This window comes from Carnobacterium gallinarum DSM 4847 (genome assembly GCF_000744375.1).
Lineage (GTDB): Bacteria > Bacillota > Bacilli > Lactobacillales > Carnobacteriaceae > Carnobacterium > Carnobacterium gallinarum.
Map to the genome: position 1 here is coordinate 927,611 of NZ_JQLU01000005.1, position 12,767 is coordinate 940,377.

Sequence of the window (12,767 nt, forward strand, 5' to 3'; positions counted from 1 at the left end):
TCCTTATATTGTTATTTTTCGGTAGATAAATCGATTAATTAATAATAGACATATACTGCCACAAAACAAGGCAATCCATCCATTTTTCAAATTAATATTAACATTATTCGTCGATAGGGTTGTTCCACTATAATATGCTGGGTTTTCATAAAAATAAACTGACTCTATAGAATTCTCTTCATTAATTGATGACGTTATATTTTGATTTAACTGTACATTATCTTTTCCTATAAATAACTTACTGCTTTCAATATAAGTAAATGGATTCCATTGGGAACCGTTGATTTTTGTATTATTTTCAATTTGTGCCGTTCGACCTAGACCAAATAAAACTACTACAACCACTGCTATTGCTATGAAATTATTTTTACTAACAATTATAGCCAATTGACTTAATTCAAAAGAAAAAAATAAGACCGCTAAAAAGAGCAGAGCATTTTTTAAGATATAATTTGATATCGGTATTAATTGAACTTTACCATTAATTAACGAAATAAGCGGATAATCTGAAGGAATATGGGTTCCAAATAAATAACCAATCAAGTAAGAAATTAGGATTAAACTTAGTAGAAAAAAGAAGGATTGTAATAAAAATAGGCAACTATCTATTAATAACATTAATGTCCGGCTAATTGGTTGTACGAAATTCAATCTCATTTTTTTATTTTCAATTTTTTTTAAATGAATATTTCCAAATAATAATAAAAAAATAACGATTCCTAATACTGACGTTATATATTGAAGTGCTGAAACTAAAAACATATAGTTTGAGGTTCCATATCTAGTCGATTCAGGTATCAACTTTTTTTTTAATAAACTATTATTCAACAACTGTTTTCCATCTAAATACTTAGAAAAAACTACTGAACTATTTGTAAATACTGAAGAATTATTTTCTAAAAACATCTCCGTATCAAAATTTTGTAAATTAATTAATTCATTTTGCATATAAGTTGTATAGTTTTTTGACTGAAATGACTCATAATTAGTCAAATAAACTCTAGATATTTCCTCATCCTCAGCTAGAATCTTTTTTTCAGTCTCTTTAGAGACTTCTGCGCCATCCTTTTTCATACTTTCAATACTTTGTATTGTAACTTGTTTATTCCGTTCCATATCTTCTTTAGTAAATTTGATAGCATTCTCAATTGTTATGTATTCATTTTTGGCATTATTTTGATTAACTAAATATAAAAGGAACAATGATAAAATAATCAAGATTACTCCTAAAAATATTTTTTGTTCTTGCCAGATTCTTTTTATTTCAAACTTTAGATATCCCACCAACCCACCCCTTCATTTATTAATCTTTTTTTAACAATAACATAATTAATAATAAAAAAAAACCCGTGATTAAATTATTAATTTACTGCTAATATATCCAAAAAAAAAAAAATTGACTCAAAATAAAACGGATGTTACGATTGAAATAAGATAAATCATATTTATTATTTATCAATATAATGTGTATTTATCAAATTTATTTAGGAGGAAAAACATGAAAAAAATTACTTTAGAAGTAACTAAAGAAATATATGCCGGTGCGTCCTATTCGGGAAATATTTATTACGTTGCTGGAATCAAGTTCAATTGTTCTCATAGCTGTAAAGGCGGCAGAATTGGTCACAATGTAACTGGTAATTCAAAAAATGGTTATGTTGTAACTCATATTTGTACAGTAGCACCATAAATATTATCTATTTAAATTTATACTAAAAACTAAAATGCAGATAAGAAATAAACTCCTTATCTGCACTCTTTTTATTTAATCTGTGTATCTACTTGAATGTACTTTGAACCTAAGTATAAAGCACTAAAACAATGCTGGAATCAAAATAGCAAATTCAGAAATCATCCATGACAGCATAATCACCATAAAAAAAAGCGCGATTTGCCATAAAATGATACTTCACTAATGTGTGGCCAGCTAGTGTTGTGACAAATGTTGAAACTAACACCATACTCCAAGAAATCGCTGAAGCTTTCCCAAAGTCAATCATCTCAAAATTAGTTTTATACAAATTCACTCCTACGGTAACTTCAATTCCATTTGGTCCAAAGGGGTTTCATATAAACTATTCGGAATTTCAAATGTATTCAAACCATTAATCGTCGCTAGAATGGTACTTAATAAAATAACAGAATTCATCAAATGATAAACCTTTATTTGATAAAAGAAAAAGCAGATGAGGAAGTTAATCCGTCTCTGCTTCCTCATTTGTCTAACTAGATGACTTATTTACATTAAATCGAATTTATTTCTTCCACATTCCCCTTCCACTTATATATTTTTGGCTTTGGTGAAGATAGCGTCGTACTATTTTTCCATTCAGACACATTTCCAAAACCATTACTTCGGCCAGCAACTTCCCATTTTTTCCCATTTTCATTGTAAATCAGCTGATATTCATACACTTTGCTCTCATCCAACTCCATTTTATTTTCTAAAAATAAAGGTGCTTCAATATATGAATTTGAATCTAAAAATACCATTACAGTCAGTTCCCATTGGTTGCTTTTTTTTCTGATCTTAATTGAATCATTATTCACTGTAATTCCTTTGTATTCATAATACAGAGATTCAATCAAGGGACGGATCTCCATTAAATCTGCAGACACCTCTTTCAAAACGCTGTTCTCAGCCTCTACGAATCCACCGCCCATAAATGCCGCATATTCATCGGAGAATAGGTCAATGACTGTTGCTATACTTTCTGTAAATTGCTTATCCTTTTCAGCTGACTTCGCTAAATAAATTTCTAGATTTTTATTCTTATTCCAAACAATTACTTTTTCTTGCTTCGCTTCGATTTTTGGCATATCTGATAGTAGCTCTATGTTAAAATCATATATTCCTGGAAAAATAGGCCCATATTGTTTTTTTTGTTCATTATATGGAATTGTTTTATTTTTTTCATTATTTATTATTACATTTTTTGCATCCGTGCTGACAGTTAGATAGTTTGGGGTAACTTTTAATTGATAATTTGGGAAAAACAACCATTTTCGCCCTTTAGAACTAATCTCAAAAGTTTTTGTAACTAATTCTCCCTGCTTCTTTTCTGCAGCTTGTTCTTTTAAATCATCAAAAAAAACTTCTTTACTTTTTTCATCTGATTTTAAGTAACTATATAATGATACTATCTCGTCTTTAGTTGCCTTACGTTCTTTAGTGCCAACTACTATTGATTTTTGTAATCCAGAGATATTTTTTTCGTACATCATTTTTTCCAAATGCACAACAAATTTTTCTTTATTATTTAAAGAAACCCCTAATATTACGCTTATACCAACAATTACCACAATACCTATTGCAACTAATTTTTTATTTTTAATAATCAATTTTATCATTTCAAACTCCTTTATTTTCAACTGCTAAAAAATAGCTCCCTACTGAAGTAGTAAGAAGCTATTTTTTATTTCGTTATTCTACTCCTCCGATGAAGGCTCTTAAAAGATACTCATTTGTTCCATCCATATTAGACTTCAGACTCACGTCCCATTTATCATCTTTTTTAGTTAAAACAATTTTCAAATCATTTCTTGGCTCTCCAAGGTCGGATTTTTCAAGAATTTCTGTATATTTAGTTAGTGCATATTGTTCTGATTTTTCAGAATCATACGTGTCTGACTGATCAATATACTCGTCTTTATATTCACCAAAAATCTCATTAATTGCCTCGTTAGATAGGCCTTTCATCGTCATTTCAACTAATGCTTTCTTTCCAACATTTCCGATGACATTAGTTTTATAGGTCGCTCTTTTCGCTTCTATTTCTTGGAATTTATTGAAAAAAGTAGTTAATTCTTCATCTGTTGGTTTGTAACTATACACTGTGTTATTTTTAAAATTTTTAGTAAAAGCTTTTTTTACTGTTTCTTTTGCTACATCACTATCTGTAGAAACATATTTATCATAGTCTGCATTTTCTTTATTCAATAAAACAACATCAATATAAGCATCTAAAGCTTTTTTTGGTTCATCTAATTGTTTTTTAGTTCCTTCATATTTACTTAAATCAATCGCTACTTCAATATCATTTTTACTGTCTTCAGAAATCGAAGAAGGCGAATAACTTAATGTGTATTCTTTATCTGAATCTATATTAAACAAAATTGTTCCATTTAAGTTTTTTCCAGCAGAAAGTTTTCCGCCATCAAAGTTTTCAATCCCTGTACGATAGCCCACGTCAGGTGTTATTTTTTGATCTTCGCCTTTTTCAAATAATGCAAAACTATCAGTTGATAGATACTGTTGTTCTTTTCCGATATTTTTAACTTTTACATCCAACGCGATATAAGTATCCGATCCGCCTTCACCATCTTCAGTAAAAGGAATTACATACGTTCCATTTTCAATGCTAATTTCTGCAATTTTATTTTTAGAAGTTCCAACTTCCTTATCCTTATTACTCATTGCTTTTCCACCGCAACCAGACATTACTACTACTAACAACACAATTAATGCTAACAAATTCTTTTTTTTCATTTGACATCTCCCGTAATCATTTAATAAAATATTATATATCAACCTTAACATACAACAGTTATTATATCAAACGTTTTATAATTGCAGTTATCTAGTATTAATCTATTAGATAGCTGTCAATAAATGAAATGAAAAACCAGATAGTTGCTTAGATACTTCATAATTATACATCTTAGCCAGTTAAGCTTATAATTTTCTCTTCTTTTATTTAATTCCCTTATCTACATCTGTCGATTTGAATTTGCTTTGAACCCATGTATAGAGCGCTAAAACGGGGATAACAGAAGTTGCCAAGACTGCCATCATCGCTCCATAATTTAGATCGTCTTGTGAGGCTTGGGTAATATTGCGAATGACCAAAGGAACGGTGTACATCTCTGTATCCGAAGTCATTACTAGCGGGAATAAATAAGAATTCCAGTAGCCCATAAAAATGAGTAAACCTGATGTAATAATATTTGGTTTCAGTAAGGGCAAAGCAATCTGATAAAAAATCCGAAACTCGCCAGCACCATCAATACGAGCTGCTTCAATTAGCTCAATTGGAAAACTGTCCGCATATTGCTTCATAATAAAGACTGCATTTGCTGAAGCGACTGCTGGTAAAATAATCCCACCATAAGTATTGGTTAAGCCTAGCCGACTAAAAATCATAAATGTTGGAATCAAAATAGCAAATCCAGGAATCATCCGTGACAGCATAATTACCATAAAAAAAGCGCGATTTGCCATAAAACGATACTTCGCTAATGTGTAGCCAGCTAGTGTCGTAACAAACGTTGAAACGAGCGTTCCTATAATTGTTACAAATAAACTATTAAAAATCACTCGTACATATTGATAATTTTCTAACAAGTAGTTCATGTTTTCCATTAAATGGGAACCGAACTTAAGGTTAATCGTATTACTTAAAATCATGGCATTATTTTGAGTTGAAGCAATCATCATGTAAATATAAGGAACAATAAAAATAACAACACCAATAGCTAACATGAGATAAACTATTCCATTTTTTCTTCTATTTTTTTTATGCATTCTTCTTCCCCACCTTAAATTGAACAACTGATAGAATCGTTGACACTAACACCATACTCCAAGCAATCGCTGAAGCTTTCCCAAAGTCAATCATCTCAAAACTTGTTTTATACAAGTTCACTCCTACAGTAACCGCAATTCCATTTGGTCCAAAGGTATTTCCATATAAAATATTCGGAATTTCAAATGTATTCAAACCATTAATCGTTGCTAAAACTGTACTTAATAAAATAACGGGTTTTAACATAGGAACTGTAATATTAAAAAATTTTACAGTTGATGAAGCACCGTCAATATCTGCACTTTCATAGATTTCACTGGAAATATTTTGCAATCCCCCTAAAAATAGAATTGTATAATATCCTACATTTTGCCAAATAATGACGATAAACATCGCCATTCTTCCCCAGAAAGGATTTGATAACCAAGGAATTGGATCGCCGCCAAATAACGTAATAATAGAATTAAATAACCCAACTGGATTAAAAAACGTCATAAAAACTGAAGCGACTGCAACTAGCGAAGTAATTGCTGGTAAATAGTAGACTGTTCTAAAAAAACCTTTTCCTTTAATAGATGGATTGTTTAGCAGAACTGCAAAAAATAGCGCAAAAAAGATAATAAAAGGGATTGTTCCAACCATTAAAATCAAGACGTTAACATAGGATTTTAAAAACATTGGATCCTTGAATAAAGCACTAAAATTAGCTCCGCCTATAAAACGAAAACTATTGCCTCGAATTTCCATAAAGCTAAAGGCTAAAGAAATTAAAATCGGTAAAAGAACTGTAATAATGAAGAAAAACATAAACGGTACCATAAATAAATAAGGAATACCTTTTGATTTAGCTTTCATCTTGCCACACCTTTCAATAAAAAGGCTGACTTGCTTACCTTCATCAGCCTTTATCTTTTTTAACTAAATTATTTATTGACTTCAATTGAATATTTTTGTGCCATTAAATCGGCTTGTTTCGCTAGGGAATCCTCTAATTTTGCACCATTCCAATAATCATAAACAGCCATTTTTAAATAGTTTACTGCATCTCCTGCATAAGGATAATAAGCTAAGCTAACTGCATTATTCCCAGCTTCAAGAATCGGTTCATAAATTTTTTGACCGCCATAAAAATCAAAGCCTGTGTTTGCAGCCTCGCCTTCATACGCTTTTGTCACTGCTGAAGCACTCCCCCGAGCAATAATATCATTTTGAGTCGCTTCATCTGAGATAGCAAAGTCCATAAATTGTGCTGCTGCCGTTTTATTTTTAGCATTTTCACCAATATACCAAGCTGATCCACCACTGACTGGATTCAATCCTTGTTCATCTGCAGAATAATCAACAATCTGGCTAACTTTCCATTTATCTTTATCATCTGGATAGTTATTCGCCATATTTCCCGCTAGCCAAGTTCCTTCAATAATTACAGCTGCCTTTTGGAAGGTTGGGTAGCGATCTTTATCACTTGAATAGTAAGACACAATTTTAGCATCAATCATTTTATCAACAATTTTGATTGCATTTTTTGCTTCTTTTGTCGCTAAATTAAGGTTACCATCCTTATCAATTAAGGGTTTATCTTGTTGCTGCATAATATGTGAAATCAAACTATTTTCACCATTTGCATCTAAGGCCACTAAATCGACTCCCGTTTTTTCTTTGATTTTTTTACCAGCGTCAATTAATTGATCCCAATCTTTCACGGTAGCAATGTCTACACCAGCTTCTTTAAATAAATCTTCACGATAAAACATCATGACCATGCCTAAATCTTGTGGGATTCCAAACAAATCTTTATTAGGTGCTGTTTCTTTTAACCCATTTAACTTAGATGAAATGATAGTCTTTCCATATTTATCTTCAAATTTTGCTTTTGTTAAATTCATAAATGAATCTGGAAATTTATCTAACACTCCTGTGATATCGCTATCTTGCACTATGACTAACTCAGGTAGGATTTCGTTGCCAACTAAAAGTGGCGTTAATTTTTGGGTAATTGCTGGTGGTGCGACATCGGTTGTCTTTAAGGTTAATTTTGTATCGTATTCTTTGTTGTAACGTTCAAGCGTACTTTCAAGCCACTCTGTATTTTTGCCTTTTGGTGCGTACACCTTTAGCTCGCCGTCTTTCACTCGTTCGGCCGTTTGATAGTCAACAGACTTAGCTCCATTTGCGCTACTTTCACTTTTTCCACAAGCTGAAAAAACAACTAAACTCATTGTCAACAAACTCATTGCAATTAAACTTTTTTTCATTTTCCTTCCTCCTTAAAAATCAAATTACCAGTATGGTTTCCAAACTTTTCTTAATCGAACTAAGGCTTCATAGTAATAATAATCGCCCCAAAGACAGCATTCATCAATTCCCAAATCATTCGGTATGGAATACACTGCATGTTTAACAAATCCGTTCACCGCTTCGCCTTCAGTTGTGTAGTGTTCACTTAACGATCGAACAATGCTATAAGCTGTTTCTTCATATTGGCTCCGTCTTTCATCTGTGATTGGCAAATGTTTGGCCAATTCCAATAAGCCACAGGCTAAGATTGACCCCGCCGACGTATCCCGATATTCATCACCAGAAGTAAAATATAAATCCCAGTAAGGTACATCATCCTCTGGCAAATAACGTAAAAAATAATCTGCATTTGCTAAAGCCGTCTCCAACAAACTTTCATCATCTGTATATAAATAATTTAAAGCAAAACCATAAACTGCCCACGCTTGCCCTCTCGACCAACAAGATGAATCTGAATATCCTTGAGCCGTTGTTCCACGTAAAGGTTCTCCTGTCTCGCTATCAAAATAATACGTATGATGAGTTGAATTATCTTCTCTCACCAAATACTTTTGAGCATTCTTAATATGAGCATAGGCTTTATCGTAATAAGAACGATCCCCAGTAATTTGATAAGCTTCATACAATAAACACAAATTCATATTACAATCAATAATAATTCTGCCTCGATTTTCAGAATCATCTGGATCACCCCAAGCTTGAATAATTCCCGCAACATCCAGATAACGAACCACTAATTTATCTGCTGCTGCCACAATAATCTTACGACTGTCACTAGCATGATTTAAACGATATTCAGGGATATGGCTTAATGAAAAATAAAAACCAATATCATGATTATCCATCTCAATATCCAATTTTAGTCGTTGATTAAAACTCTCTAAATGAGCCTCAATCACTTGCCGATAAATCGCTTCGCCCGTTAATTCATAAGATAACCACATCATTCCTGTCCAAAAAGATGGCGTCCAACTAACATTTTCACCAAATTTATAATTTAAATGAACCGATGCTGGCTCTGGAAATAAATTTCCATGTACTTTAATATTCTCCTTTATTTTAGTTTGTATAAATACTAGTTTTGCGTCGATCCAATGCACATCTTTTTTCAAAATAATCCTCCTAATCGAAACTTAAACGTTTCAGTAAAAACGTTAAAAAAAATCATTATACGTTTTATTACCGCTTACAAAACCTAATATACCGAATTTTTTTTTGCTTGTCAACGTTTTATTTCAAAAAAACTTAAACGCTTAAGTTGCATTTAAAAGAATACTATTTGATCTATTTTACGATAATCTCCTAGTATTAGTTAGTACCATTTCTTGAGAAAACGATTAAAATAACTGTCATCTGCAAATTAGGACCAGCTGCTGTGGTATATAACAAATCTCCTTTTAAAGTTGGTGATATCATACAATGATTGAGCGATATTATAAATTTTTTTTTCAAAAGATTTACACTATACTTGACTATCTGGATAAATGATTGATTTTGAAGCTCGTTTATTCTCGTAAAAGACAGTAAGCATCAGGTTTTTATCTTCTTTACTTAATCGTTTCAGTTTGATACAATAAAGTAACTATTCTAATTAGAAAGGCAGGCTTCACTATGAAAAATAAAATAACTCTAAAACAGCTTGCTGAAACCGCACAAGTTTCCATTGCGACTGTTTCTTACGCTTTAAGTGATAGCCCGCAAGTCAGCGAAATGACTCGTGCTAAGATCAAAAAAATTGCAAAAGAACTGAACTATGTCCCTAATCTATCCGCACAAAATTTACGAACAAATAATTCCAACTTAATCTATGCTTTATTGAATACTTACCAAGGGAATTTTAATGGGAATGTTTTACAAGAAATCCAACTAATCTTTAAAGAATATGGCTATGATCTGCTTGCTACAAGTGGATCAATTCCCGATATTGTCAAAACCAACACCGTTGATGGTGGAATTATTTTAAACTTTGCTGTCCCTACACCGACTTTATTAGATTTAGCTAGCACCAAACCATTAGTTTTGCTATCAAATGAAGTTCAGCATGAGAATATTGCAAATGTAGTCATTGATAATGAATTAGGAATGAAATATTTGCTGGATTTATTTAAAGAGTCTTATCATCGAAATCTTTGTTTTATTGTCGGAGAAGAGCGTTCTTACAACAATGGACAGCGGGTGAAAGCAGCTGAATTCTATTATCATAAAATGTTTCAAAAAAGTGATTTTCAAGAACGAGTCTATCAAGGAGAATTTAATTCTGAGATAGCTTACGAACTTGGTTTAACGATCCTAAAAGAGCAAAAACATGATGCATTTATTTGTTTAAATGATGATATGGCACTAGGAATCTATCATGCAGCAGCAGATTTAGGCTTAACTGTCGGAAAAGATATTAGCATTGCTGGATTTGATGATAGTTATTTATCTAATATTATTTCACCAAAATTAACGACGATTCATATTGATAAACACGCATGGGCTCAGGCTGTTGTCCAAGCCTACCTTGATTTAAAAAAGGGAACTCCACAAGAGAAAGTCAATAAAGTGAAGCCAAAGTTAACCTTACGTGATTCTGTTCGCTTAAGAAAATAGTTTTCTATAAAAATTTGTCTTGAATCAACAATTTTTTTATCATCTTCTACAATAGAAAAATCAAGAGATAGGTATCCAATGTTCACTCACAGATATCTATCCCCACTGTTGTAGTTCATTTAAATCTATAAAAAAAACAGTTGACTTTTTTTTACGTATTCTTTATAATTTATTCATAGGTACTTACCACGCTTCCGGACATTAGTCTAGCGGACCCAGGTAGGGGCTTTTTTTTTAGCTAATTTTAACAATAATAGGCAGGTGAAAAGCTATTGGATAATCATTTATTTCTTACGGACAAAATTAAATTTATCTATTCAATAAAACATACTTTAAAAAGACTACATAAATGTGAAGATGCTAGAACTATTAAACCATATAAATCTGTCCCAGAACTAATTACTCATTTAGAACAAGTTGAATGGAATCCATTAACTTTTACTGAACAAGAAAAAGAAATTGCTCTTCATTTTTTTACATATACTAACTATTATAATTTCTCTGTATACAGAAAGCACCTTCCTAGAGAACCTCATAAACAACATACTTTCTCTGATTGTTTAAAATTATATGATTTTGATACTTTCTTGAGAGAAAATATCAACAAATTTACTGGTATAGTGGAACTAATGGTGCGAGCAACGTTAACTACTGAATTGTGTACCGCATACACTGGCGACTTTAACAAAGCTGACTTTTACTTAGATTTATCTATCTATCAAAGTAAAAATTTTGGTTCAAAAGTATTATCTACAATTTTTGAAAGAGTGAATAACAGTAAATCTGAATCTATTTTACATCATCTAACGAATAAAAATGGACATATACCGTTCTGGGTTTTAGTTGAAGAGCTAACTTTTGGAGAACTATGTACCTTTTTTGAAGCTTTGACAAAAGAATACCGTACAGGCTGGCTTTTTAGAGCTTTTAGCAAGCAAGAAAGCAAACATTTGATTACTTGGTTTAACTCTTGTAGGTATATGAGAAATACCTGTGCTCATTATTCTAGAATATATGGTAGATATTTCACCTTTGCACCGCCAAAATACTTATTAAATGACCTAAGAAAAGCTGAAGTTAAAAAGAATCAAAATGAAACATTGTTTGCTAGGCTACTTGCAATAAAAAATATACTTGCTTACAGTATTTATACAGATCACGAAAAGTGGAATAACTTTATAAAACAACTACGAGATGAAATTTCAGAGAAGGAAACTATCATCCGACTTGATAAAATGGGGTTTCCAATAAACTGGTATGACATGCTCTATTTTGAAAACTTTCACTAGCTTAAATTGTAATTTTATCTAAAAAAGCAGAACTCATTGAATTTATAGACATGAGTTCTGCTTTTAATTTATCCAGAAACCTTACTATACCAAGATTTTGCTGTTTGCTTCAATACATCATTCAACTCTCGGATATGCTGTGTTCCTACTGTTTGCAACCATTGTTGACCTGCCATCGTTCCTTCTTTAGCAAATGGAGCGACGCCATCTTTCCATGTTGCTCGGCCGCAAAGCACCCCATTAAAATCCGAGCCTGCTTGGCTAGCAAAGGTCAATGTTTTTTGAAATAAAGTCGCGCTCACTCCGGCACTTAAGAAAATAAAAGGCAATTCCGTTGCCTCGCTCTGCTCTTTAAAATAAGCCGTAGCCTCTGCTTGAGTATACGCGATTTCTCCCTCACTATACCCTTCAACAAATTTCATATTTACTGGAACTTCAACTTTTAATACATCGACTTGATAACGTGATTTTGAAAATTCTCTCATCATTTGAATCACTTTATGTGGCTTCACTTTAGCAAAGTCTAAGCTAGCAACATCTTCATTGGTTGCATCATACGAAACCAATTCAAGGAAAAAAGGAATATCTTCTGCAGTACATTCTGAACCTAAACGTTCAATAAAAATATGCTTTTGCTCATTGATTTCTGATGCTTCATCATAATCATAGTACAGCAAAAATTTGACTGCATCTGCTCCCGCCTCTTTAATCCGCTTCACCGACCACTCCGTTAGTAAGTCTGGCAAACGCCCTGGCTCTGAAGCATCGTACCCCGTCTTTTCATAAGCAATTAACAGTCCCGCATCGGAATCACGAACTTGTGCCGCTGGCAACCCATACTCAGGATCCAACAAAATCGCCGAAGCATATGGTGTTAATTCCTCTGAGACAAGCTTCTTAAACTGAATAATGCCAGTATCTCCAATATCTTGATGACTATCTACAGCAATCATTTTCTTTAATGAACCACGTTGATCTATTGCTAACGCTCCAATAATTCCATTTTCATCCGATAGTCGTTTTAACGCTTTCATTTTCTCATTCGTTATAGTCAACATCTTTT

At 32.3% G+C, this 12,767-nt stretch carries 12 protein-coding genes; 3 read left to right on the plus strand and 9 right to left on the minus strand.

What is annotated here, in order from left to right:
• Nucleotides 1-3: 3 nt before the first annotated feature.
• On the minus strand, nucleotides 4-1,284 hold the full coding sequence (locus BR43_RS09125) for a hypothetical protein (RefSeq protein WP_034561378.1): 1,281 nt from the start codon (nucleotides 1,282-1,284) through the stop codon (nucleotides 4-6).
• A gap of 214 nt (nucleotides 1,285-1,498) precedes the next feature.
• On the opposite strand from BR43_RS09125, the gene BR43_RS09130 reads away from it, so the two are divergent.
• The gene (locus BR43_RS09130) at nucleotides 1,499-1,690 is read left to right on the plus strand and encodes a hypothetical protein (protein WP_034561380.1); all 192 of its coding nucleotides are present in this window, start codon (nucleotides 1,499-1,501) and stop codon (nucleotides 1,688-1,690) included.
• 154 nt (nucleotides 1,691-1,844) lie between these two features.
• Here the strand turns inward: BR43_RS09130 and BR43_RS19890 are convergent, their stop codons facing one another.
• The 7 genes from BR43_RS19890 to BR43_RS09160 form a co-directional block, all read right to left on the minus strand.
• Complete coding sequence (locus BR43_RS19890; protein WP_157463980.1) at nucleotides 1,845-2,021, minus strand: hypothetical protein; 177 nt, start codon at nucleotides 2,019-2,021, stop codon at nucleotides 1,845-1,847.
• 223 nt (nucleotides 2,022-2,244) lie between these two features.
• Nucleotides 2,245-3,351 carry a TcaA second domain-containing protein gene (locus tag BR43_RS09135; protein ID WP_245617847.1) on the minus strand — a complete coding sequence of 369 codons (1,107 nt, stop codon included), beginning with the start codon at nucleotides 3,349-3,351 and terminating at the stop codon, nucleotides 2,245-2,247.
• 73 nt (nucleotides 3,352-3,424) lie between these two features.
• Nucleotides 3,425-4,489, minus strand: a complete 1,065-nt coding sequence (locus BR43_RS09140) for a DUF5105 domain-containing protein (RefSeq protein ID WP_034561382.1) — start codon at nucleotides 4,487-4,489, stop codon at nucleotides 3,425-3,427.
• A gap of 204 nt (nucleotides 4,490-4,693) precedes the next feature.
• Nucleotides 4,694-5,524, minus strand: a complete 831-nt coding sequence (locus BR43_RS09145) for a carbohydrate ABC transporter permease (protein ID WP_034561384.1) — start codon at nucleotides 5,522-5,524, stop codon at nucleotides 4,694-4,696.
• Nucleotides 5,517-6,380, minus strand: a complete 864-nt coding sequence (locus tag BR43_RS09150) for a carbohydrate ABC transporter permease (RefSeq protein ID WP_034561386.1) — start codon at nucleotides 6,378-6,380, stop codon at nucleotides 5,517-5,519. The genes BR43_RS09145 and BR43_RS09150 overlap by 8 nt, the downstream gene beginning before the upstream one ends.
• Nucleotides 6,381-6,448: 68 nt before the next feature.
• The gene (locus BR43_RS09155) at nucleotides 6,449-7,780 is read right to left on the minus strand and encodes an ABC transporter substrate-binding protein (protein WP_034561388.1); all 1,332 of its coding nucleotides are present in this window, start codon (nucleotides 7,778-7,780) and stop codon (nucleotides 6,449-6,451) included.
• A gap of 24 nt (nucleotides 7,781-7,804) precedes the next feature.
• Nucleotides 7,805-8,935, minus strand: coding sequence for a glycoside hydrolase family 88 protein (locus BR43_RS09160; RefSeq protein WP_245617848.1), 1,131 nt, complete (start codon nucleotides 8,933-8,935; stop codon nucleotides 7,805-7,807).
• Nucleotides 8,936-9,434: 499 nt separating this feature from the next.
• Between BR43_RS09160 and BR43_RS09165 the strand changes: the two genes are divergently transcribed.
• Together BR43_RS09165 and BR43_RS09170 are read left to right on the plus strand one after the other, a co-directional pair.
• Nucleotides 9,435-10,415 (plus strand): LacI family DNA-binding transcriptional regulator, encoded by a 981-nt coding sequence (locus BR43_RS09165; protein WP_034561393.1) that lies wholly within the window; start codon nucleotides 9,435-9,437, stop codon nucleotides 10,413-10,415.
• Between the two features lie 272 nt (nucleotides 10,416-10,687).
• A complete protein-coding gene (locus BR43_RS09170) occupies nucleotides 10,688-11,704 on the plus strand; it encodes an Abi family protein (RefSeq protein WP_034561398.1) in 1,017 nt (338 codons plus the stop codon).
• A 68-nt stretch (nucleotides 11,705-11,772) separates the two neighbouring features.
• Here the strand turns inward: BR43_RS09170 and lacD are convergent, their stop codons facing one another.
• On the minus strand, nucleotides 11,773-12,762 hold the full coding sequence (gene lacD, locus BR43_RS09175) for a tagatose-bisphosphate aldolase (protein WP_034561400.1): 990 nt from the start codon (nucleotides 12,760-12,762) through the stop codon (nucleotides 11,773-11,775).
• Nucleotides 12,763-12,767: the final 5 nt, after the last annotated feature.

Excerpts from the sequence above, each read along its gene's own strand:
- lacD (WP_034561400.1), bottom strand. The coding sequence starts at position 12,762 with ATGTTGACTATAACGAATGAGAAAATGAAAGCGTTAAAACGACTATCG.
- BR43_RS09150 (WP_034561386.1), bottom strand. The coding sequence starts at position 6,380 with ATGAAAGCTAAATCAAAAGGTATTCCTTATTTATTTATGGTACCGTTT.
- BR43_RS09155 (WP_034561388.1), bottom strand. The coding sequence starts at position 7,780 with ATGAAAAAAAGTTTAATTGCAATGAGTTTGTTGACAATGAGTTTAGTT.
- BR43_RS09165 (WP_034561393.1), top strand. The coding sequence starts at position 9,435 with ATGAAAAATAAAATAACTCTAAAACAGCTTGCTGAAACCGCACAAGTT.
- BR43_RS09140 (WP_034561382.1), bottom strand. The coding sequence starts at position 4,489 with ATGAAAAAAAAGAATTTGTTAGCATTAATTGTGTTGTTAGTAGTAGTA.
- BR43_RS09145 (WP_034561384.1), bottom strand. The coding sequence starts at position 5,524 with ATGCATAAAAAAAATAGAAGAAAAAATGGAATAGTTTATCTCATGTTA.
- BR43_RS09135 (WP_245617847.1), bottom strand. The coding sequence starts at position 3,351 with ATGATAAAATTGATTATTAAAAATAAAAAATTAGTTGCAATAGGTATT.
- BR43_RS09130 (WP_034561380.1), top strand. The coding sequence starts at position 1,499 with ATGAAAAAAATTACTTTAGAAGTAACTAAAGAAATATATGCCGGTGCG.